The 21,160-nt window shown below is 72.2% G+C and carries 21 protein-coding genes; 16 read left to right on the top strand and 5 right to left on the bottom strand.

Annotation, left to right across the window (positions count from 1 at the left end; genetic code table 11):
• Window positions 1–247: 247 nt before the first annotated feature.
• Complete coding sequence (locus AB0J69_RS49565; protein ID WP_364133074.1) at window positions 248–754, top strand: hypothetical protein; 507 nt, start codon at window positions 248–250, stop codon at window positions 752–754.
• Window positions 751–2,019, top strand: a complete 1,269-nt coding sequence (locus tag AB0J69_RS49560) for an SRPBCC family protein (protein WP_364133071.1) — start codon at window positions 751–753, stop codon at window positions 2,017–2,019. Before AB0J69_RS49565 ends, AB0J69_RS49560 begins: the two co-directional genes overlap by 4 nt.
• A gap of 299 nt (window positions 2,020–2,318) precedes the next feature.
• On the opposite strand, the gene AB0J69_RS49555 is transcribed toward AB0J69_RS49560, so the two are convergent.
• Window positions 2,319–3,527 carry an Ig-like domain-containing protein gene (locus tag AB0J69_RS49555; protein ID WP_364133068.1) on the bottom strand — a complete coding sequence of 403 codons (1,209 nt, stop codon included), beginning with the start codon at window positions 3,525–3,527 and terminating at the stop codon, window positions 2,319–2,321.
• A 230-nt stretch (window positions 3,528–3,757) separates the two neighbouring features.
• Between AB0J69_RS49555 and AB0J69_RS49550 the strand changes: the two genes are divergently transcribed.
• From AB0J69_RS49550 to AB0J69_RS49535, 4 genes are all read left to right on the top strand, one after another.
• Window positions 3,758–4,369, top strand: a complete 612-nt coding sequence (locus tag AB0J69_RS49550; RefSeq protein ID WP_364133065.1) for a LysE family translocator — start codon at window positions 3,758–3,760, stop codon at window positions 4,367–4,369.
• 118 nt (window positions 4,370–4,487) lie between these two features.
• A complete protein-coding gene (gene uppS, locus AB0J69_RS49545; protein ID WP_364133079.1) occupies window positions 4,488–5,207 on the top strand; it encodes a polyprenyl diphosphate synthase in 720 nt (239 codons plus the stop codon).
• Window positions 5,208–5,258: 51 nt separating this feature from the next.
• Window positions 5,259–6,029, top strand: a complete 771-nt coding sequence (locus tag AB0J69_RS49540; protein WP_364133063.1) for a GNAT family N-acetyltransferase — start codon at window positions 5,259–5,261, stop codon at window positions 6,027–6,029.
• A gap of 81 nt (window positions 6,030–6,110) precedes the next feature.
• On the top strand, window positions 6,111–6,971 hold the full coding sequence (locus AB0J69_RS49535; RefSeq protein WP_364133077.1) for a pentapeptide repeat-containing protein: 861 nt from the start codon (window positions 6,111–6,113) through the stop codon (window positions 6,969–6,971).
• Window positions 6,972–6,989: 18 nt separating this feature from the next.
• On the opposite strand, the gene AB0J69_RS49530 is transcribed toward AB0J69_RS49535, so the two are convergent.
• On the bottom strand, window positions 6,990–7,493 hold the full coding sequence (locus tag AB0J69_RS49530; RefSeq protein WP_364133060.1) for a MarR family transcriptional regulator: 504 nt from the start codon (window positions 7,491–7,493) through the stop codon (window positions 6,990–6,992).
• 106 nt (window positions 7,494–7,599) lie between these two features.
• Here AB0J69_RS49530 and AB0J69_RS49525 point away from each other — a divergent pair, with 106 nt between their 5' ends.
• The 3 genes from AB0J69_RS49525 (at window position 7,600) to AB0J69_RS49515 (ending at window position 10,488) form a co-directional block, all read left to right on the top strand.
• Window positions 7,600–8,514 carry an EamA family transporter gene (locus tag AB0J69_RS49525; protein WP_364133058.1) on the top strand — a complete coding sequence of 305 codons (915 nt, stop codon included), beginning with the start codon at window positions 7,600–7,602 and terminating at the stop codon, window positions 8,512–8,514.
• A gap of 40 nt (window positions 8,515–8,554) precedes the next feature.
• On the top strand, window positions 8,555–9,418 hold the full coding sequence (locus tag AB0J69_RS49520; protein WP_364133056.1) for an SMP-30/gluconolactonase/LRE family protein: 864 nt from the start codon (window positions 8,555–8,557) through the stop codon (window positions 9,416–9,418).
• A 287-nt stretch (window positions 9,419–9,705) separates the two neighbouring features.
• Entirely contained in the window at window positions 9,706–10,488 is a 783-nt protein-coding gene (locus AB0J69_RS49515) for a maleylpyruvate isomerase family mycothiol-dependent enzyme (protein ID WP_364133054.1), read from the top strand.
• A gap of 34 nt (window positions 10,489–10,522) precedes the next feature.
• Here the strand turns inward: AB0J69_RS49515 and AB0J69_RS49510 are convergent, their stop codons facing one another.
• Window positions 10,523–11,602, bottom strand: coding sequence for a TetR family transcriptional regulator (locus AB0J69_RS49510; RefSeq protein ID WP_364133051.1), 1,080 nt, complete (start codon window positions 11,600–11,602; stop codon window positions 10,523–10,525).
• Window positions 11,603–11,746: 144 nt separating this feature from the next.
• Between AB0J69_RS49510 and clpX the strand changes: the two genes are divergently transcribed.
• The gene (gene clpX / locus AB0J69_RS49505) at window positions 11,747–13,021 is read left to right on the top strand and encodes an ATP-dependent Clp protease ATP-binding subunit ClpX (RefSeq protein WP_364133048.1); all 1,275 of its coding nucleotides are present in this window, start codon (window positions 11,747–11,749) and stop codon (window positions 13,019–13,021) included.
• Between the two features lie 305 nt (window positions 13,022–13,326).
• On the opposite strand, the gene AB0J69_RS49500 is transcribed toward clpX, so the two are convergent.
• Window positions 13,327–13,926 (bottom strand): hypothetical protein, encoded by a 600-nt coding sequence (locus tag AB0J69_RS49500; RefSeq protein WP_364133045.1) that lies wholly within the window; start codon window positions 13,924–13,926, stop codon window positions 13,327–13,329.
• 5 nt (window positions 13,927–13,931) lie between these two features.
• Window positions 13,932–14,189 (bottom strand): hypothetical protein, encoded by a 258-nt coding sequence (locus AB0J69_RS49495; RefSeq protein WP_364133042.1) that lies wholly within the window; start codon window positions 14,187–14,189, stop codon window positions 13,932–13,934.
• A 174-nt stretch (window positions 14,190–14,363) separates the two neighbouring features.
• Here AB0J69_RS49495 and AB0J69_RS49490 point away from each other — a divergent pair, with 174 nt between their 5' ends.
• The 6 genes from AB0J69_RS49490 (at window position 14,364) to AB0J69_RS49465 (ending at window position 21,048) form a co-directional block, all read left to right on the top strand.
• The gene (locus AB0J69_RS49490; RefSeq protein ID WP_364133039.1) at window positions 14,364–15,035 is read left to right on the top strand and encodes a response regulator transcription factor; all 672 of its coding nucleotides are present in this window, start codon (window positions 14,364–14,366) and stop codon (window positions 15,033–15,035) included.
• 71 nt (window positions 15,036–15,106) lie between these two features.
• The gene (locus tag AB0J69_RS49485) at window positions 15,107–15,490 is read left to right on the top strand and encodes a response regulator transcription factor (protein WP_364133036.1); all 384 of its coding nucleotides are present in this window, start codon (window positions 15,107–15,109) and stop codon (window positions 15,488–15,490) included.
• Complete coding sequence (locus tag AB0J69_RS49480; RefSeq protein WP_364133032.1) at window positions 15,460–17,994, top strand: histidine kinase; 2,535 nt, start codon at window positions 15,460–15,462, stop codon at window positions 17,992–17,994. Before AB0J69_RS49485 ends, AB0J69_RS49480 begins: the two co-directional genes overlap by 31 nt.
• A gap of 159 nt (window positions 17,995–18,153) precedes the next feature.
• On the top strand, window positions 18,154–18,948 hold the full coding sequence (locus AB0J69_RS49475) for a putative protein N(5)-glutamine methyltransferase (RefSeq protein WP_364133029.1): 795 nt from the start codon (window positions 18,154–18,156) through the stop codon (window positions 18,946–18,948).
• A gap of 94 nt (window positions 18,949–19,042) precedes the next feature.
• Window positions 19,043–19,675: a TetR/AcrR family transcriptional regulator C-terminal domain-containing protein gene (locus AB0J69_RS49470; protein ID WP_364133026.1), complete on the top strand. Its 633-nt coding sequence runs from the start codon at window positions 19,043–19,045 to the stop codon at window positions 19,673–19,675.
• Between the two features lie 65 nt (window positions 19,676–19,740).
• The gene (locus AB0J69_RS49465; RefSeq protein WP_364133023.1) at window positions 19,741–21,048 is read left to right on the top strand and encodes a DUF6528 family protein; all 1,308 of its coding nucleotides are present in this window, start codon (window positions 19,741–19,743) and stop codon (window positions 21,046–21,048) included.
• The last annotated feature ends 112 nt before the right edge of the window (window positions 21,049–21,160 follow it).

Genomic DNA, 21,160 nt, shown 5'->3' with positions numbered 1-21,160 from the left:
GTTCGGGTCAGATGTGCCCGCGCGGGCACATCTGACCCGACCCTCGGCCGCCGCAAATGTCGTCCCTACCGCGGCGCCCGCCGCGCGTTTCCGGCCCGCAAACCTTACGCCTGCACAAGACCAAGCAGGATTGTCCGTTTTATGGGCATATGCGTGTTTTGGTATGCCAGCCGAGGGCATGGACGAACCGGCTGAAGGGGCCGGCCAGAGGCGGGAGTCGATGGGGCCGGTAGGTAAGGAGCATGCCATGAAGGACACGGGCAAAGTGGCGTTGGCGGCCATCGGCGGCTACTGCCTGGGCAGGCAGCGCAAGCTGCGGATGGCGATCGCCCTGGCGAGCGCCGGCGCCGTGCGGAAGATCCGGCGGGACCGCGGCGGGCTGGTGGAGCAGGGGCGCACAGCACTCAGCTCCTCCCCGGAGCTCGCCGACCTGACCAGCCGGCTCAAGGGCGAGCTGCTGGACGTCGCGAAGGCCGCGGCCGTCGCAGCGGTCACCAAGCAGATCGAATCCCTCACCGCGAGGCTGAACGAGCAGACCGAGACACTCGGCCGACCGGAGACGGGGGAGCGGGCCGAAGAGGACGAGAACGCCGAGCAGAAGGCATCCGAGCAGAAGCCCAAGGCGCGGGTGCCGAAGCCGCGCGCGCCGAAGCTGCCCAGCCGGACGGTCGGGGAGCAGGTCCGGGCACGGACACCGGGTGCCGGGCGCAAGCGGTCGTCCGCATCGAGAGGGACAGGGAGTGAAGGGCGATGACCCAGGCCACGAAACTGGCGGACAAGGCCGTCAGCCAAGGGCAGCAGGCCGCAGAGAGCACACCAGCGGGTAAGGCGATGCCGGAGCTGCCGACCGGGCAGCTCACCTCCGCCCTGCAGGACCTCACGATGGCCCTGGCGCAGCGGGCGCTGACGGCGACGACCGGCAAGATCGAGGGGCTGACCGGGCGGCTCGGTGAGTACGCCGAGGGCAGCGGATCGAATCTCCTGGGCGCGATCACCGGCTCGGACAAGTCGATCGCGGGTTCGACGCTCGCCGGCGCGGCGAAGGGGGCGCTGAAGGGCATCTTCAGCAGGAAGGGCAAGGGAAAGAACAAGGGCGGCAAGAAGCTCAAGGTCACCAACATTGTCGAGACGGTCGACATCGGGGCTCCGCGCCGGATCGTCTACAACCAGTGGACCGAGTTCCAGGACTTCTCCAACTTCATGAAGAAGGTCGAGAACGTCAACCAGGAGTCGGACGAGAAGCTGGCCTGGAAGGCGCAGATCCTGTGGTCGCACCGTACGTGGAAGTCGACCATCCGCGAGCAGATCCCCGACGAGCGGATCATGTGGCGCTCCGAAGGCGACAAGGGCTACGTCGACGGCGCGGTGAGTTTCCACGCGCTCACCCCTGACTTCACCCGCGTCATGGTCGTCCTGGAGTACCACCCGAAGGGGCTCTTCGAGTACACGGGCAACCTCTGGCGCGCCCAGGGCCGACGGGCCCGGCTGGAGCTCAAGCACTTCGCCCGGCACGTCATGACGCAGGTCATGCTGAAGCCGGACGAGATGGACGAGAGCGGCTGGCGAGGCGAGATCCGCGAAGGCAAGGTCGTCAAGGACCACGAGACGGCCCTCGCCGAGGAACGCGAGGAGGCCGAACCGGGCGAGGAGGAAGAGCCCGAGGAAGGCGAGAGGGCCGAGTACGAGGAGGAGCCCGAGGAGGGCGAGGAAGCCGAGTACGAGGAAGAGGCCGAAGAGGAAGAGCCCGAGGAGGAGGAAGAGCCCGAAGAAGGCGAAGAGGCCGAGTACGAGGAGGCCGAGGAGGCCGAACCGGGCGAGGAGGAAGAGCCCGAGGAAGGCGAGGAGGCCGAGTACGAGGAGGAGCCCGAAGAGGGCGAGGAAGCCGAGTACGAGGAAGAGGAAGAGGAGGAGCCCGAGGAGGCCAAGGAGGAGGCGGTCCCGCGGAGCCGCACCCCCGTCCGGCCGAGGCGCGGCGAGCAGGCCTCACCGTCCCGCCGCCGCTCACCCGCCCGCAGGTGACCGGCGATCACCTTGTCATATTTGCCTGGCGGCCCGGCGAGCGTCGGGCCGGGCGAGGTCCGCCGGCTCCTCCGGCGGCGAGGTGCCCAGCGCGAGTAGCGCACAGCCCAGCGCGAGCGCCTCCGCAGCACGACCGCGCTCTCCGCCGGCCGTCGGTGCGGGCGTGGGCGTGGGTTGCCGCCGTCTCTGCGATGGCCGGCAGTGCTGCTGCCCGTGCCGCGCGCTCGCCTCTCCGCTCGATCGATCCACGCGAGATGGTTCTCATGGCCACCGCTGCCGGCGCGGGCAGGGCCGAGGTGTCAGGCGTCGGTCGATGTCCTGAGGGCGCTGCCCGCCAGCCACTCCTCCCACGACTTGGTCCAGGGAGTCGGCCCGTTGCCGAACCTGAGCTTGCGCGACGTCCCGGTGACCTTGATGATGTCCCCCCGCTGGGTGAAGTTGTAGAACCAGCGGGCGTTGGACGTGCTGGCGTTCACGCATCCGTGGCTGACGTTGCGGTTGCCCTGCGCGCTGGTCGACCAGGGCGCGGCGTGGAAGAACATGCCGCTGTAGGTCATCCGGACGTTCCACTTGGTGTGGTGGAGATACTCGCCCGGGATGCCGACGGTGGCCGAGTCCATGAGGAAGTCCGCCGCCTTCTCCTGGGCGATCATTGTGCCGGAATAGCTCTCGTAGCCCGGCTTGCCCAGGCTGACCGGGATGGTCTTGACGACCTCGCCGTTCTTGCGCACGACCGCCCGGTGGGTCTTGTTGTGGATCGTGGTGATGTGCTCGGGGCCGACGGTGAAGGTCACGGTACGGTCCTTGGTGCCCCACAGGTTCCGGCCGATCCGCAGGCCGGCCAGGTGGGCGACCACCGTGACCTTCTCGCCGGTCGGCCAGTATTCGCGCGGCCGGAACTGCACCTCCCGGTCGCTCACCCAGCTCCACGTGCCCTCGACCGGCTTGGACATCTGGACCGTCAGCGACCGCTCGACCGCGGCCCGGTCCTTCTGCTCGGTCACCGGCTTCGACAGCAGGAGCTGGATCGGCATCCCGATGCCGACCTTCTCGCCGTCCAGCGGCGCCATGCCGGTCTCCAGCACCCGCTGCGGCTTCAGCGTGGTGAACGCGGCCCGTTTCGTGACCACCTGCGTGCCGTCGGGGCTGGTGGCCCGCGCGTTCACCGTGTACGCCGTGGCCGGCTTCAACGGCCACCTCGGCCGCCACGTCCCGTCCGCGCCCAGGCTCCCGCTGACCTCGTGTCCCTTGGCGTCGGCGACGGTCAGCTCGGTGACCTTGCCGTCGGTGACCCTGACGCCGATCCCGGTGTCCGGCGGGACCTTCTTCGTGCCGTCAGCGGGCGTGATCGACAGGCGGGGCGGCGGAACGTACGCCTGCGGCTGCTGCGGCGGACTGTTGGAGCCGCCTGAGGTGCATGCGGCGGTCACGAGCAGCACCACCGTGAACGTGCTGACGAGTATGGTGCCGCCGTTCCGCATCGTCGATGCCTCCAATTCTCCTGACACATAGGCATATTTCGGACTAGGTAGCCCCTTGGTAAGACGAGGAGTGTTATCCCCGTAACTGACAGTAATCATGCCGAGATTCTCCGACCGGTGGCCCGATGGTCAGCGATCATGTGAAGAACCCGAAGATGCCCCGACGCAGACTAAAACCAACCAAGATTGACATAGAAGGCGGGGGAGTGGTTGGGTGCCAGGGACAGCACTCCCCGCCTCCTGAAAGGCCGCCGGCCGTGAGCATCGAGTTCCTGCTGACCTCGCTCGTCATCGTCGTCACCCCCGGCACCGGCGTGCTCTACACGCTGGCGGCCGGGCTGTCCCACGGCGGGCGGGCGGGGGTCGTCGCCGCGTTCGGCTGCACGCTCGGCATCGTGCCGCACATGGCCGCCGCCGTCACCGGCCTGGCGGCGCTGCTGCACGCCAGCGCCCTCGCCTTCCAGGTCATCAAGTACGCGGGCGTGGCGTACCTGCTCTACATGGCCTGGAACACCCTGCGCGAGCGTGGCGCGCTCAGCGTGGAGGGGGAGTCCGAGCCGCGCCCGGCGGCCAGGGTGATCGCCGACGGTGTGCTCGTGAACATCCTCAACCCCAAGCTGTCGATCTTCTTCTTCGCGTTCCTGCCGCAGTTCGTCAGCGCCGGCGAGCCGGCCGCGCTGGCGCGCATGCTGGAGCTCGGCGGCGTGTTCATGCTGCTGACGTTCGTGGTCTTCGCCGGGTACGGCCTGTGCGCCGCCGCCGTCAGGAACCAGGTGATCTCCCGGCCCAAGGTGCTGACCTGGATGCGGCGCGGATTCGGGGCGGCGTTCGTGGCGCTGGGGGCCAAGCTGGCGCTGACCGAGCGGTGAGCCTGACCCGGAAATCGGGAAAGATCGCATTCCGGTCCGCCGCCCGCGCCATCCTTGGAGGGTGCAGACGACAAACCTCCTTCACTCCCTCTACGCCCGGCGCCTGCGGCGGCACGTCATGGCGGGCCCGCTGCCCCGGCACGTCGGCCTCATCATGGACGGCAACCGGCGCTGGGCCAGGCAGATGGGCATGGCCAACCCGAGCATCGGCCACAAGTACGGCGCCGAGCACATCGAGCACGTCCTGTCGTGGTGCGAGGGGCTCGGCATCCGGCACGTGACCGTCTTCCTGTGCTCGACGGAGAACCTGCAGCGCCGCGGCGACGAGGAGGTGGCCTTCCTGCTGCGGGTGATCGAGCAGATGGTCACCGATCGCTTCGACCGCCCCGACGCCCGCTGGCGCGTCCACGTCGCCGGAATGCTCGACATCCTGCCCGACACCACGGCCCGGGCGCTCAAGAGCGCCGTCGAGGCGACCCGCACCTGCGAGACCGGGTTCCACCTCACCCTGGCCATCGGGTACGGCGGCCGCCAGGAGGTCATCGAGGCCCTGCGCGAGCTGCTGTACGAGCGGGCCGAGGCCGGCCAGTCGATGCTGGAGCTGGCCTCCGACCTGTCCGTGGACGACATTGCCCCGCACCTCTACACGGCCGGGCAGCCCGACCCCGACCTGGTCATCCGGACCAGCGGCGAGCAGCGCATGTCCAACTTCCTGCTCTGGCAGTCCGCCTACTCCGAGCTGTACTTCTGCGAGGCGTACTGGCCGGCGTTCCGCGAGATCGACTTCCTGCGCGCGCTGCGCAGCTTCGCGGCCCGCCAGCGCCGTTACGGCGGCTGACCCGCGGTTAACCGGTTGCCCGGAAGCGGGTGCGGCTGATGGGGTGTGCGGGTGAATCGAGATGAGGTGCTCGCGCTCTTCGACCGGGAGCTGCGGCGCGAGGCCGCCCCCGACAGCCCGGAGAGCAAGGTCGAGCGGGTCGGCGACGTGGTCCGCCAGGTGGGTCCCGAGCACGCCTGGAACGGCGTCATCTGGTCCGGCCTCGGCCCCGGTGACGCCGACGCGGCCATCGCCGAGCAGGTGCGGTTCTTCGGGTCGCTGGGGCGGGCGTTCGAGTGGAAGCTGTACGACCACGACCGGCCCGCAGACCTCGACCGCCGCCTCCTGGCCGCCGGCTTCACCGCCGAGCCGGCCGAAACGCTCATGATCGCCGAAGCCGCCCCGATCGCCGGTGCGGGCGTGGTGGTGCCGGACGGCGTCCGGCTGGTGCCGGTGAGCGACCGGGACGGCGTCGAGCGGCTGGCCGGCGTGCACGAAATCGCCTTCGGCGCCACCCGCGACCACATCAGGGAACGCCTGCTCGCCCAGCTCGCCACCGGGGCCGGCATCGCCGTCCTCGCCCTGGCCGGAGACGTGCCCATCAGCGCGGCCCGGATGGACCTGCACCCCGGCACCCGGTTCGCGAGCCTGTGGGGCGGCGGCACCGTACCGGAATGGCGCGGGCGCGGCGTCTACCGCGCGCTCGTGGCCTACCGGGCCCGCGAGGCGGTCGCGCGCGGCTACGACTATCTGCAGGTGGACGCCTCCGACCAGAGCCGCCCCATCCTGGCGCGGCTCGGCTTCACGCCGCTCACCACGACGACGCCGTACGTCCATCCGTGAGTACCCTTGACTGACCTGCCACACCCCATCACCCACGAGGAGGCCGGCACGTTGCCCGCGACGAACCCCCGGGAGCTCGGCCTGCTGGCCGACTGCGAGAGCTGTTTCGGGCTGTGCTGCGTCGCCCTGCCGTTCTCGGCCTCGGCCGACTTCGCGGTCGACAAGGACGCCGGGCAGCCCTGCCACAACCTGCGCGACGACTTCCGCTGCTCGATCCACCAGCGGCTCAGGCAGCGCGGGTTCACGGGGTGCACGGTGTTCGACTGTTTCGGGGCCGGTCAGAAGGTCTCGCAGGTCACGTTCGAGGGCCGCAGCTGGCGGGAGGCGCCGGGGACGGCGCGGCAGATGTACGCGGTGTTCCCGGTCATGCGGCAGCTGCACGAGCTGCTGTGGTATCTGGCGGAGGCGCTGACGGTGGAGGCCGCCCGGCCGATCCACCCCTCGGTGGCCGAGGTCCTGGAGGAGACGGAGCGCCTCACCCGGGAGAGCGCCGACGTGCTGGAGAAACTGGACGTCGCGGCGCATCGGGCCCGGGTCAACGAGCTGCTCCTGCGTACGAGCGAGCTGGCGCGGGCCGGGCACGACGGCAAGGAGCGGCGCGGCGCGGACCTGATCGGGGCCCGGCTGAAGGGCGCCGACCTGCGGGCCGCCAACCTGCGCGGGGCCTATCTGATCGGCGCCGACCTGCGGGGAGCCGACCTGCGGGGCGCCGACCTGATCGGGGCCGACCTGCGGGGCGCCGACCTGTCCGGTGCCGACCTGACCGGCGCCGTCTTCCTCACCCAGGCCCAGGTCAACGCCGCCAAGGGCACCCCCGCCACCCGCCTGCCCGCCGCCCTCACCCGGCCCGCCCACTGGACGGCGGAGGGCCCGGGGGAGAAGCGGGGGAACGCCACACGCCCATCCCCCGCCCCGCCCCGCCGCCCCCGTCGCCGCCGCTGACGCATCCGTCCGCCGCCCTCACCCGCCGTCGGTGGTGTCCCCCAGCGACTCCAGCAGGTCGCGCAGCGTGCGCGCGAGGTCCTCGCGGCGCTCCCCGGAGAGCGCGGCCAGCACCCGGTGCTCCGTCGCCAGGTGGTCGGGCAGCACCCGTTCGATCAGCGCGTACCCCTCCTCGGTGAGCGTCACGTGAACGCCGCGCCCGTCTGACTCGCTCGGCGTGCGCTTCACCAGCCCGCGCGACTCCAGGCGGTCCAGCCGCTGGGTGACCGCCCCCGACGTGACCATGGACGCCCGCATCAGCTCGGCGGGTGTCAGCCGGTGCGGCGGGTCGCTGCGGCGCAGCGTGGCCAGCACGTCGAACGAGGCCCGGTCCAGCCCGTGCGCCGCGAACGTGCGGCCCAGCTCCGCGTCGATCAGCCGGTGCAGCCTCGAGAGCCGCCCGATGATCCCCATCGGGGAGACATCCAGGTCGGGCCGCTGGGCGTGCCATTGCCTCAGGACGAGGTCGACGTGATCAGCCACCGTCCCAGCCTAGCGATGTCTTAGCGCTGAGGTAAATCACGTGACAAGTCGCTTAGTGCTGAGATACTTTGTCTTAGTGCTAAGCAATCGCAGGGGAATCGTCCTCGTGACCGCGCTGACCCCCGCCATCTGGGGGACCACCTACCTGGTCACCACCGAGCTGCTGCCGCCCGGCCGTCCCCTCCTGGCCGCCGTGATCCGGGCCCTGCCCGCCGGTCTCCTCCTCGTCGCCATCACCCGCCGGCTGCCGAAGGGCGTGTGGTGGTGGCGATCCCTGGTGCTGGGCGCGCTGAACATCGGGGTGTTCTTCGCGTTGCTGTTCGTGGGGGCGTACCGGCTGCCCGGCGGGGTGGCGGCGACGGTCGGCGCCATCCAGCCGCTGCTGGTCGCCCTGCTGGCGGCCGGGCTGCTCGGCGAGCGGCTCACCCTGCGCACCACGCTGGCCGCCGTGGCGGGCGTGGCCGGGGTCAGCCTCCTCGTGCTGCGCGCCGACGCGCGGCTGGACGCGCTCGGGGTGGCCGCCGCGCTCGGGGGCGCTGCCGTCATGGCCGCCGGGGTCGTGCTCAGCAAGCGGTGGCAGTCGCCCGCGCCGCTGCTGGCCTCCACCGGCTGGCAGCTCGTCGCGGGCGGCCTGCTGCTGCTCCCGGTGGCCCTGCTGGTCGAGGGCCCGCCGCCGGCCGCGCTGACCACCGCGAACCTCGCCGGGTACGCCTACCTCACCCTCGTCGGGGCCGCCCTCGCCTACGCCCTGTGGTTCAGGGGGCTGCGGGTGCTGTCGGCCACCAAGGTCACGTTCCTCGGCCTGCTCAGCCCCGTCGTCGCCACCGCGCTCGGCTGGCTCGTGCTGGGCCAGGACCTCACCGCCGCCCAGGCGCTCGGCGCGCTCGTCGTGCTGGCCGCCCTCGTCGTCGCCCAGCTCCAGCCCTCCCGGCCGCGCCCGCGGCCTCGCGCGTCCTCGAACCTGGCCCCCGTGGTGGCCCGTCGCCCCGGCCTGGTTCACGGTGGCGTACCGGACGAATAGGGTCGTGGATCACCGATCGCGAGCATTGGAGGAGAGCGGCATGACCATCACCGCGTACACCGTGACAGACCCCGTCGCCGAGCACGGCGAGGGACCCGTGTGGTCCGGCCGGTGGGGCGGTCTGCGGTGGGTGGACATGCTGGCCGGGGACGTGCTCGCGCTGGGCCCGGGCGGCGAGGTGCGCCGCCGCCACGTCGGCGCGGTGGCCGCCGTCGTACGCCCCCGCACCTCCGGCGGCTACCTCGTCGCCGCCGAGCGCGAGCTGCTGCTGTCCGATTCCGACGACCTGGACGCCCCGCTGCGCTCCCTGGGCGAGGCGTGGACCGACCCCGCGATCCGCATGAACGAGGGCGGCTGCGACCCCGACGGCCGCTTCTACATCGGCAGCATGGCCTACGACGCCGCCCCGGGGCGCGGCTCGTTCTACGTGGCCGGGCCCGGGGGCGGGCTGAGCGTGGTGCTGCCCGGGGTGACGATCTCCAACGGGTTCGGCTTCAGCCCGGACGGGCGGCTGGCCTACTACGCCGACACCGCGACCGGGCGCGTGGACGTGCTCGACTACGACCCCGAGGGCGGGCTGACGGCGCGGCGGCCGTTCGCCGTCGTGGACCCGGAGCGGGGCGCGCCCGACGGGCTGACGGTGGACGCCGAGGGCGGCGTGTGGGTGGCGCTGTGGGAGGGCGGCGCCGTGCACCGGTACGACGCCGGCGGGCGGCTCGACGCCGTGATCACCCTGCCGGTACGCAAGGTCACGGCGGTCACGTTCGGCGGCGAGGACCTCGACCGGCTGTTCGTCACCACCTCCGCGCTCGGGGTGGACCGCGCGGAGCAGCCCGAGGCGGGGGCCGTCTTCGCGGCCGACCCCGGCGTCCGCGGCCTCCCGGTGCTGCCGACCACCCTCTGACGAGGCTGGTGGGGGGCGACGTCCAGCGCGCGCCCGCGGACGGGAAGGGCCGTCTGCGGCGTCAGCCGGCTTTCCGGCGGTCGCGGCCGCCACAACGGCGGCCGGCGAGCGGCCGGGGTGCCGGCGTGGGCGTCGCCCATTGCTTGGACAGCTCATCCGGGCCCGGCGGTTCCATCGATTCGATGATCCGTTGACAGAGCGGTGCGGCGGACAGGCACCGCCTGCTCGACCGGCCGGAGGGCCGCGCCGGGCGCCTGGGAAAGGAGCCGCGTCGGTAGCGTGGGGGCATGACCTCCTTGGGCTTCGAACGCTGCTGCGACGAGATCGTCACCCAGACGGACCTGCTGAGATCACACGTCAAGAACGCCGACATGACGGCATCCGTGCCCACGTGCCCCGGCTGGAACCTGGGCCAGCTCCTGCGCCACCTCGGCGGCCACCACCGCTGGGCCGAGACCGTCGTGCGCACCCGGGCCACGGAGCCGGTCCCGGACGACGTGCTCAACGACGTGTCCGCGTACACCGACGAGGACGCCGCCGTGCTGGACCCCTGGCTGGCCGAGGGGGCCGAGCGGCTGGCGGAGACGCTGCGCGAGGCCGGGCCCGACGTGCCCGTGTGGTCGCCGGCGGACGAACACGCGACGGACCGGTCGCCGCGGTTCTGGGCACGGCGGGCCACCCACGAGACCGTGGTGCACCGGGCCGACGCGGCGCTGGCCGTGGGCGCCGACTACGCGGTGGCCGAGGAGGTGGCGCGGGACGGGCTGGAGGAGTGGCTGGGCTTCTCGACGGTGCCGGAGGCGTACGAGGGGGTGCCCGGGCTGCTCGGGCCCGGCCACACGCTGCACTTCCACGCAGCCGGGGCGGCGGGGGAGTGGCTGGTGGACCTCACCGGCGAGGCGCCCTCCTGGCGGCACGCGCACGAGAAGGCCGCCGTCGCGGCGCGCGGCCCGATCACGGACCTGCTCCTGTACGTCTACAACCGGCCCGCCCCCGGCGTCGAGCTCATCGGCGACACCGCGCTGCTGGAGCTGTGGCGGCAGAGCGCCGGCTTCTGGCTGGAGGCCTAAGGGGACAGGGCCAAGGACAGGGCCAAGGACAGGGTCAGGGCCGGGGACGGGCGGACGCGGCGGCGTGGCACGCGCCGAAACCCTCGGCACGCAGGGCGATCCGCCCGGACACCACCCGGATCGCCACCTCCGTCATGTCGCGCGGCGCCGCCACTCCCGCAGCCGCCGCCAGCGCCCCCGACTCGTCGAACACCACCCGCAACCGCGGCCACGCCGCCCGCGGGAACGCCTGCCGCAGGCACGTGACCACCTCGGCGAGCACCAGCCGGGCCAGCGGCAGCAGCTCGCCGGGCGCGCTCGTCACCACGACGGCGGTGACCTCGGCCCCGGGCGGTGCCGCGCGTACGGCTTCCTCGGCTGCCGACAGCCGGTGCAGCCCCAGCACCGCCACCACCCCGTCGCGCTCCAGCCGGGCCGGCCCGCCGCTGACCGCGTCCACCGCCCCGCCCGGGGGCGACCAGGCCCCGGCACCGTCCCGCACCTGCGGGAGCATGGGCGCCACCGTCCACCGGTCGCCCAGGTCGAGGCCGGCGAGCTGCTCGCACACCCGGATCAGGTCGAACGGCTCCACGAACCCGGGCGCCGCGCCCGCGAGCTGCCCCGCCCCCTGCAGCACCGTGAGCACGGCCTCGGCCAGCCGCACCTGCCGCTCGTCCGACCCCCCGGGCGCCCGCAGCCGCTCCATGGCCAGCCCGAGCAGGATCGCGTTCAGCCTCATGAGCTGCGCGAACGGCTTCCACGTGGCCTCGTCGGCGAGGATCTCGGGCAGCAGGCCCGTGCCCAGCCTGCTCGGGGCGTGCTCGTCGTCACCCATCAGCGGCAGCCGGGTCGCCCACACGCGTGCCACCGTGGCCAGCGCCTCGCGCACGCTGCGCGCCGGCTCGACGCGGGCCGTCACGGGGGCGCGCTCGGCCAGGTCGGCCAGGACGGCGAAATAGAGCGCGCGCTTGCCGGGAAAGTTGGAGTAGACCGCCCCCCGGGTGAGGTCGGCGCGCTCGGCGATGCCATCGATCTTCGCGTCCCGGAATCCGCGCTCAGCGAACTCCTGCCTGGCCGCGGCCAGCACTTTTGCGCGATTGCGCTCCTGGGCCTCCGCTCTGGTGAGCCGGACCAAGCGTCCTCCTCGTTGCCGTACGCTCTCGGCTCAAGATACCGTGAACATCCAGATGATGGGATCATGCGAAATGCGGGGCGGGGCCATGAACGACGTGCTCGAGATCGACGTGACCGATCCGCGCCAGGCCGGCTGAGGCGCCCGATGGCACGAATCGGCAAGAACGGCGACGTGGTGGGCTGCTCGTTCTGCGGCAAGAGCCAGACCGAGGTGCGCAAGCTCATCGCGGGCCCGCCGACCGTCTACATCTGTGACGAGTGCGTCGGCCTGTGCAACGAGCTCATCGCCGAGGAACGCGCGGCGGAGGTCCGCGGCGAGGCCAGGGAGCTGCCCCGGCCGCGCGAGATCCACGACTTCCTCGACCAGTACGTCGTCGGCCAGGACCAGGCCAAGCGCGCCCTGTCCGTGGCCGTCTACAACCACTACAAGCGCGTGCACCGCTCCTCCCCTCCGGACGCGACCGCGGAGCCGGAGCCGATCGAGCTCGGCAAGTCGAACATCCTGCTCGTCGGGCCCACTGGCAGCGGCAAGACGCATCTCGTACAGACGCTGGCGCGGCTGCTGGACGTGCCGTTCGCGATCGCCGACGCCACCGCGCTCACCGAGGCCGGCTACGTCGGCGAGGACGTCGAGAACATCCTGCTCAAGCTCCTCCAGGCGGCCGGCCACGACGTCGCGCGGGCACAGACCGGCATCGTCTACATCGACGAGATCGACAAGATCGCCCGCAAGAGCGAGAACCCGTCGATCACCCGTGACGTCTCCGGCGAGGGCGTGCAGCAGGCGCTGCTGAAGCTCCTGGAGGGCACGGTCGCCGGGGTGCCGCCGCAGGGCGGCCGGAAGCACCCGCACCAGGACCTCGTCCAGATCGACACGACGAACGTGCTGTTCATCGCTGGCGGCGCGTTCGCCGGGCTGGAGGAGATCATCGAGCGGCGGGTCGCCCGGCGGGGCGCCGGCTTCAACGCCGTCCTGCGCGACGGGGACGACGACATGCTGTCCCAGGTGATGCCGCAGGACCTGCTGAAGTACGGGCTCATCCCGGAGTTCGTCGGGCGCCTGCCCGTGATCGCGCCGCTGCGCCCGCTGGACCGCACGGCGCTGATGCGGATCCTGACGGAGCCGCGCAACGCGCTGATCAAGCAGTACCGGCGGCTGTTCGAGCTCGACGGGGTGGAGCTCGAGTTCGACGAGGGCGCCGTGGCCGCCGTCGCCGAGCAGGCGCTGCTGCGCCGCACCGGCGCCCGGGCGGCCCGCGCGATCCTCGAGGAGGTGCTGCTCAACGTGATGTACGAGGTGCCGAGCCGCGACGACGTGGCCCGCGTCGTGGTCACGCGCGACACGGTGCTCGACAACGTCAACCCGACCCTGGTGCCCCGCGGCCACCGCGGCCCGGAACGCCGCGAGAGGTCGGCCTGAGGAGCGCGGCTTCGTCGAGGTCCGGCTTCCGATAGCCGGGGGGTCGCGCCGGGGCGCGGGCAGACCACGGAGGCGCCGGTCAGCTCGGCGTGCAGCCGGCCGAGGGCCCCGACCACGACCTTGCTCAGACCCTACGGGCAGCAGGTGCGCGGCTCCCACGCGGGGTCCACGGGGCCCCGATAAGCCCCGGGTGGCCGAAGCCTCAGGCGCGCCGGGTGGCCCGGTACCCCGGCGCGCCTGAGGGCCGGAAGGGCGGTGGGCTCGGGTGGCGTGGAGCCGCACCGCCCGCGGATCCGGGACGGGGCCTATCCGGCGAGCTTCTCCAGCGGGCGTCCCGCCCCCGGCTCGCCGTCGTCGCCCCACGTCCCCGCCCCGAGCACCACGCCCCGCCGCACGATCTCCACCGTGACGAACTGCGCCCGCCCCGGGTGCCGCCGCACCCGTACGGAAGCCGCGCAGCAGGCCGCCGCTATTTCCCCCGCGAACGCCTCGAAGTCCTCGGCGCAAATCCCGGCCCGGAGCAGAATGAAAGCCCTTTCCCCCAATTCGGTCGGCGTTATCCAGAGGATCAGCGGAATTCTGTTCTTTCGCGTGTGCATGGACGTCTCCAGGCACACCCGCTGCAGCCGGTGCCGGGAGAACAGGCACCAGAAGTGACGTCGAATCCATTTCCGGCCGACCGGCACCGTGGCGGGGACCGAGACGCTGCCGGCGAGCGCGATCGGCGCCCACCACAGCCCCTGGCCCACGGCCGCCGCGATCACGAACCCCGCGGCGGCCACCAGCGCGGCCAGCGCCAGCTCCGTACGCCATCGCCACAGCACCACCAGCGACCCGGCCCCCGGCACCGGGTACGCCTCCTCGACCGGCGCGTACGGGTTGCGGCGCATATTACGCATGGACATGTCGATCAACTCCTGACAGCGGAACGTACCGGTGCTTCCCCGGCCGCGCAGAGCTCCGCGACCCGGGCCGCCTTGAGCGCGTCGAAGCGCGGATCGCGATACTTCCGGGAGCCGAAGCCCGTCTTGGTGACCGTCCACCCGTACCGGCGGGCCCGCTCGTCGTGCTTCGCGTACAGCGCCCGGTCGACGCGGACCAGCCACGCGCTGATCCGGGACCTGATTCGCGATACTCCCTCGGCGACGTCCAGCATTTCGGCCCCCACTTCCCCTCCGTCTTGGCCCTAGCTGAAACCCCTGATATCCGCTCGCAGGTTCACTGCCGTTGCGCCAAGTTTCCCGCGCGCCCGCTAATTCAGCGATAAAGGTGGCTTCCGAGTCCGTGGTTCGGTTTTCCGCACTTGTTGAGCATGCGGGGTGCGGCGGACTACGTTGACGGGGTGACGTCCTTACGGATGGTGATCGCCGAGGACAATTTGCTGGTCCGGACCGGCATCCAGGCGCTCGTCGCGACCGAGACCGATGTGGAGGTCGTCGGCGCCTGCTCGGGCTACGACGCGCTCATGACCTGCGTCGACGAGGAGAAGCCGGACGTCGTGGTCTCCGACATCCGCATGCCGCCGACCATGAGCGACGAGGGCATCAGGGCCGCCTCGGCGCTGCGCGACACCCATCCGGAGGTGGCCGTGCTGGTGTTGTCGCAGTTCCTCGACCCGAGCTACCTGCTGACCCTGATCGCGCAGGGCAGCAGCAGGCGCGGATACCTGCTCAAGGAGCGCATCGCGGCGCCGGGTGAGCTGATCTCGGCGATCCGCACGGTGGCCTCCGGCGGCTCGTTCATCGATCCGGTGGTGGTGGAGTCGCTGGTCTCGGCCAAGGCCCGCAACGACGCGGGCCCGCTGCGGCAGCTCACGCCCCGCGAGCGCCAGACGCTCGCCGAGGTCGCCGCCGGCCGGTCGAACCTCGCCATCGCGTCCGCGTTCAACGTCTCGGAGCGGGCGGTCGAGAAGTACATCAACTCCATCTTCCTGAAGCTGGGCCTGCGCGGCGACCGTGACACGAACCGGCGGGTCAAGGCGGTCCTGATGTTCCTGGACTCCCCGCCCGTGTGACCGCGACAAAGCCGAAGATAGTGATGGTGGCACCACCGACACGGCGGCGATCCGATGCGACGATCAGGTCTGTGGAGCAACATCTCGTGCGCGTGCTGGTGGTGGACGACCTGCCGTCGTTCCGCCGGGCCGTGGCCGGCGTGATCGCCGTGGCGGACGGGTTCGTGCTGGCGGGGGAGGCGGTCAGCGGCGAGGAGGCCCTGGACTTCATCGAGGACGAGGCCGTCGGGATGGTGCTGATGGACGTGAACATGCCCGGCATGGGCGGCCTGGAGGCGGCGCGCCGGATCCGGTGCCGCCATCCGGACATCACGGTGGTCCTGCTGTCGGTCAACAACACAGAGGATCTGCCTCGTGACGCGATGGTGATGGGGGCTCATTATCGGCACAAGGACCGCTTCGGCCCCGACGAACTGGAGGCGCTGTGGAGCGACGGGGGGCGCGTGAACTCCTAGCCGGCCTGCGGGGGCACGAGATCATCGAGATAGGCGCGCCCGAGTGGGAGCGGCTGCGCACCTACATCCAGGCGGACCTGGCCGGCGTCCTGGTGGCCGTCGGCTGGCTGATCGTCCTGCGGCTCCTGGTGGTGGACGACGCCTGGCTCGTCGTGATCGTGTCGTTGCTGCTGGTCATGGCCGCGTTCCTGGTCCGGGCCGTCCAGCTGATCCACCGGTTCCGGCGCTTCGCCGCGGTCGTGGTGTTCGCGCTGGCGAACTGGATCGTGGCCGTCGCGGTCACCTCGATGGTGCCGTTCGCGCTGTCCACGCTGGCGCTGGCGGTGCTGCTGCCGGTGCTGGTGGCCGTACAGCACATGAACCACGCGCGGCTGGCCGCGATGCTCGGCGCGACCATGCTGGTCGGTACGGCGCTGGTGGTGGTGGGCACCGTGCACGGCGGGGTGGGGCTCGAGGACCAGGTGCCGCCGGGGGTCACCCACGCGCTGGCGATCGCGTTCATCCCGTTCATCACGATCCTGGTGTCGCTGGCCGCCTGGCAGAACCACGGGATGCTGGTCGCCAGGACCGAGGCGCTGCAGGAGTCGCGGGCCCGGCTGGTGGCGGCGGCCGACCGCGAGCGCTGCCAGATCGAGCGGAACCTGCACGAGGGCGCCCAGCGGCGCCTGCTGGCCGCCGCCGAGCAGACGCGGGAGGCCTGGCTGCGGCTGGACACCGACCCCGCCCAGGTGGCCCCGCTGCTGGCCCGGCTGTCGGACGACCTGCAGGAGGCCAGCGCCGAGCTGCGCGGCCTGGCGCACGGGATCTACCCGCCCCAGCTCGGCCAGTACGGCCTGGAGACGGCTCTGCGCGCGGTCGCCCAGCACGCCCCGCTGCCCACCACGGTCCGGGCGTTCGGCATCGGCCGCTACCCGCCCGAGATCGAGATCAACATCTACTTCTGCCTCCTGGAGGCCCTGCGGAACGCGAGCCGGCACGCCGGGGACGGCGCCACCGTCACCATCACCCTCCAGGACCGCAACGGCCTGTCCTTCGACTTCCGCGACACCGGCGCCGGCTGCTTCCCCGACGCGATCCACCAGGGCACCGGCATGATCAACATGACCGACCGCCTCGGCGCCATCGGCGGCACCCTCACCATCGACACCCGGCCGGGCGGCGGGATGCGCCTGCACGGGCACCTGCCCCGCGCCGTGCTGGAGAGCGCGGGCGTGCGGCGTGCCGCCGAGGAGCGCGGCGGCGCCGTACGGGCTGCGCTGGAGGCGATCTGGTACGTCGTCGCCCGCCTCTACACCGACCTCCAGCGCAGCACCCACCCGCATCCCCACCAGTACATCGCCACCGGCCTGTGGGCCATCCTCGGCGTCGCGCTCGGAGCCGGCACGGTTTCTGTCGCGATGTTCCCCGGCGCCCGCGTCCCCTGGCTGCCGGCCCTGGCCGCCGGCTGCGCGACGGTGGCCCTGCTGATCGTCCTGGCGCTGCGCGTGGTCAGGCGCGACCGCATCGAGCGGGCCATCGGCATCTCGGCGGGCATCACCTGGTGCTACGCGCTCGCGCTGACCGCGATGATCCCGTCCGCCCTGCCGTACGCGACGCTGGTGACGGTGTCGCCGGTGCTGCTGTCCGTGGCGTACCTGCCGCGCCGGCGCTTCAAGGTCATCATGGGCTGTACGATCGCCACGGCCGTCGCCATCACGCTGGCGGGCCGGTTCCTGCCCGGTGTCGGGTTCGAGCGCAACGCCCCCGGCTGGGTCGTCTCCGCGACCGTCATCGTCCTGGTCGTCCTGGGCCTGACCAGGGCCTCCTACCTCGCCTGGCACAACCACGTGATGCTGGTGGCCAGGGCCGAGGCGCTGCAGGAGTCGCGGGGCCGCCTGGTGGCCGCGGCCGACCGGGAACGCCGCCAGATCGAGCGCGACCTGCACGACGGGGCCCAGCAGCGCCTCGTGGCCGCGGCCGTGCAGTCGCGCGTCGCGCAGCGGCTGCTGGCCACCCAGCCCGCCGACGTGAGCCCGCTGCTGGCGCAGCTGTCCGAGGACCTGCGCGAGGCCGGGGCGGAGCTGCGCGACCTCGCGCACGGGATCTACCCGCCGCAACTGGCCGAGTCGGGGCTGGAGGCGGCCCTGCGCGCGGCGGTCCGGCACTCCCCGCTGCCGGCCGAGATCCACGCCGACGGCATCGGCCGCTACCCGCCCGAGATCGAGATCAACGTCTACTTCTGCCTCCTGGAGGCGCTGCAGAACGCCGGCAAGCACGCGGGCGAGCACGCCACGGTGACCATCGACCTGCGGGACCAGGACGGGCTGTCCTTCGACTTCCGCGACACCGGCGACGGCGCCAGCCCCGACCTGCTCAGGTCCGGGCACGGGATCACCAACATGTACGACCGCCTCGGCGCCATCGGCGGCACCCTGACCATCGACACAGGTCGCGGGGCCGGTCTGCACCTGCACGGGGTCATCCCGAACGCGGCCGCTCCGGTGGCGGGGGACGGGAAGACGTGAAAAGCGCTCTGGTACTGTGACGGTCTCGAAGCGATCGTCCTTGGGAGGTGAGACCCATTACCGCTGTGTCAGGCTGGGTGCTCCCTTCCACCGGCCGCGCGCGGCCTACCGGGATCAGGTGACCGCGGGAGCGCCCATCGGCATCCCCGAAAGGCTCCCATGTCGGTTTTTTCATCATCTATCCCTACTTCTGTGATCGTCACCCGGCTCCGGGCGGCCGGCTGCGTGTTCGCCGAGGACGAGGCCGAGCTGCTCGTCTCCACCGCGCCCACCCCCGGCGACCTGGCCGCCATGGTGGAGCGCCGCGTCGCCGGCGAGCCCCTCGAACACGTGCTGGGCTGGGCGGAGTTCTGCGGCCTGCGGGTGGCCGTGGAGCCCGGGGTGTTCGTGCCCCGGCCGCGTACCGGCTTCCTCATCGAACGCGCCGTCGCCGTGGCGCGGGAGGTTCCCGGCACGCCGGTGATCCTGGACATGTGCTGCGGGACCGGCGCGATGGGCGCGGCGGTGGCGGCGGGTCTGGAGCGGTCCGAGCTGCACGCCGCAGACCTCGATCCGGCCGCGGTGCGCTGCGCCCGGCGCAACCTGGCCGGGGCGCACGTCTACGAGGGTGACCTGTACGACCCGCTGCCCGCCACGTTGCGGGGCCGGGTGGACGTGCTGATCGCCAGCCCGCCGTACGTGCCGTCGGAGTCGGTCGGGCTGCTGCCTCCCGAGGCGCGGCTGCACGAGCCGCTGATGTCGCTGGACGGCGGCGCCGACGGGCTCGACGTCGTGCGACGGGTGATCGCCCGGGCGCCCGGCTGGCTTGCCCCCGGCGGCCACCTGCTGGTGGAGACGAGCTCCCGCCAGGCCGCGGCCACGGCCGAAGCGGTGACGGCCGCCGGCCTGACGGCCCGGGTGGCGACCTCCGACGAACTGGACGCCACCGCGATCATCGGCACCCATCCCACCTGATCCCCGGCCACCGCCCTGGGCTGGTCACGGTCGCTTGCCCGGGGTGCCGTCCGGTGTCCGGGCGAGGCGCTTAGCGGTGTTAAGGTGGGCCGCGATGGCACAGAAGGGACTGGCGCGCGACACGGTCGTGCGCGCGGCGCTCGAACTGCTGGACGAGGTCGGCCTGGAGCGCCTGTCCGTGCGCCGCCTGGCCGCCCGCCTGGGCGTGCAGAACCCGGCCCTCTACTGGCACTTCCGCGACAAGCAGGAGCTCCTCGACGAGATGGCCCGCGAGCTGCTGGCCCCCGACATGGGCGGACCCGGCGAGGGCGAGTCGTGGCGGGAGTGGCTGACCCGCCGCGCGCACGCCTACCGGCGTACGCTGCTGAGCCACCGCGACGGCGCGCGGCTGGTCACCGGCAGCAATCCCGGGCCCGGCGTGGCCCGCTCCTTCGAGGAGGAGCTCGCGATCCTGACCGGGCTCGGGTTCACGCCGGAGCAGGGGCTGCACGCGATCGCGTCCATCAGCCACTACACCCTCGGTTTCGTCCTGAACGAGCAGGCCCGGCGCGAGCGCCAGGAGCGCGGCGAGACGCAGGAGCTTGCCTCCTACGCCGACTTCCCGCTCACCGTCGCGGCCGTCAGGGCCGGCGGCGCGCCCACGAGCGACGAGGCGTTCGCCCGTGGCGTGCGGCTCATCGTCGACGGCGTGGCGGCCTCCCTCCGCCCCCAGCAAAGCGCCCAATAGCAGGACGAACCCGGTCCCGAGTCTCCATAATCGACGATCATCCGTCGGTGGCGAGGAGGCAGCGGGTGCGGAAATCAGCGATGGTCGCCGTCATGCTGGTGAGCATGGGACTTCCCGCGGGGAAGGCGGTCGCGGCCCCGGGGGACTACTGGGTGGTGGGAGGGGACCAGACGGGCCGGCGGCTGATCGCGTTCGATCCGGCGGTGGCCGACTGGAACAGCCCCTCCGCCGTGAAGTGGACGTGGCAGCCCAGCGTGACGACCGGCCGGTTCACCGCGGACGAGGTCTCGGCGTTCGGGCTCATCGCCGACTTCAAGCTGCGCGAGCGCCCGTCGGGCGAGCGGAGCGTCGTGGTCGCGGCCGGCGGCAGCCGGGGCATCGCGGCGATCGTCTCCTACCCGGGCGGCGTGCGGCAGTGGGCGCGGATCCTGCCGGGCAACCTGCACGCCGCCGAGCTGCTGCCCGACGGCAACATCGCGGTGGCCGCCTCCACCGGGGGCTGGGTCAGGGTGTACGCGTCCTCGCAGGGCCCGAACGCGGCCACGTACGCCGAGTTCCCGCTCGCCGACGCGCACGCCGCCCTCTGGGACCCTGCCATCAGGCGCCTGTGGGTCATCGGCCAGGACCCCGTCACCAAGCAGCACATCCTGACCGCGCTCGCGGTCGAGGGCACCCCGGCGCGTCCGGCGCTGCGCGAGGACACCCAGCGCCGCAGGGCCCTGGAGACCCCCGGCGGCCACGACGTGTACGCCCACACCCACGACACCGGCAAGCTCTGGGTCACCACCGGCTCTGCCGCCTACCTGTACGACAAGGCGACCAGGATCTTCACCGCCGCGCCCGCCGGGGCGAACCGCGGCGCGGTCAAGTCCATCGGCGACCAGCCCTCTGGCCAGATCGTCCAGACGCGGGCCGACGCCGCCAAGACGCCGCCCGGGTCCTGCACCGCGAGCACGTGGTGCACCGACACCGTGGACTTCTTCTCGCCCTCCATGACCCGCAGGCGCACGGGCGCGGCCTTCTACAAGGCGCGGGTGTGGAGTCCGTACTACAGCGTCGCCGACCGGCCGCAGCGCGGCACCGTCCGGGACCGGGTCCGCGCCGCCTCCGGCGCGTGGGACGCGGGCACGGCGGAGGTCGACGGCAACGGCGGCATCTCCGGCACGGCGGTGGCGGCGCTGCCGGACGGCGGCCTGCAGGTGCTGACCGTGGTGCCGGGCAGCGGGGTGTGGAGCCGGGGGCGCGGCGCCTCGGGCGCGTGGGACGCGAGCGCGACGAAGATCGACGCCAACGGCAGCGTCCTGGACGTCTCGGCGGCGGGGCTGCGGGAAGGGTCCCTGCACCTGCTCACGCTGCCCGACATCGCCCAATGATTTGCCCCTTTTGCAGTGCGGCATGCGGGTTCTTTGCTCGTGGACTTCGCCGGTGATTCGCGCTTTTATTTGCTCCGTCGATTTTCCTGACGGAGGAACAAATGACTCGTAC

The sequence above is a fragment of the Nonomuraea sp. NPDC049709 genome (genome assembly GCF_040674815.1).
In the GTDB taxonomy this organism is placed as follows: domain Bacteria; phylum Actinomycetota; class Actinomycetes; order Streptosporangiales; family Streptosporangiaceae; genus Nonomuraea.
The sequence above is the reverse complement of the archived record's forward strand: the minus strand, read 5'-3'. Positions and strand labels throughout refer to the sequence as shown.

What these genes read in the sequence shown, in the direction of transcription:
- AB0J69_RS49565 (WP_364133074.1), top strand. Translation starts at nt 248, where the DNA reads ATGAAGGACACGGGCAAAGTGGCGTTGGCGGCCATCGGCGGCTACTGC.
- AB0J69_RS49560 (WP_364133071.1), top strand. Translation starts at nt 751, where the DNA reads ATGACCCAGGCCACGAAACTGGCGGACAAGGCCGTCAGCCAAGGGCAG.
- uppS (WP_364133079.1), top strand. Translation starts at nt 4,488, where the DNA reads ATGGCGGGCCCGCTGCCCCGGCACGTCGGCCTCATCATGGACGGCAAC.
- AB0J69_RS49520 (WP_364133056.1), top strand. Translation starts at nt 8,555, where the DNA reads ATGACCATCACCGCGTACACCGTGACAGACCCCGTCGCCGAGCACGGC.
- AB0J69_RS49515 (WP_364133054.1), top strand. Translation starts at nt 9,706, where the DNA reads ATGACCTCCTTGGGCTTCGAACGCTGCTGCGACGAGATCGTCACCCAG.
- clpX (WP_364133048.1), top strand. Translation starts at nt 11,747, where the DNA reads ATGGCACGAATCGGCAAGAACGGCGACGTGGTGGGCTGCTCGTTCTGC.
- AB0J69_RS49500 (WP_364133045.1), bottom strand. Translation starts at nt 13,926, where the DNA reads ATGTCCATGCGTAATATGCGCCGCAACCCGTACGCGCCGGTCGAGGAG.
- AB0J69_RS49475 (WP_364133029.1), top strand. Translation starts at nt 18,154, where the DNA reads ATGTCGGTTTTTTCATCATCTATCCCTACTTCTGTGATCGTCACCCGG.
- AB0J69_RS49470 (WP_364133026.1), top strand. Translation starts at nt 19,043, where the DNA reads ATGGCACAGAAGGGACTGGCGCGCGACACGGTCGTGCGCGCGGCGCTC.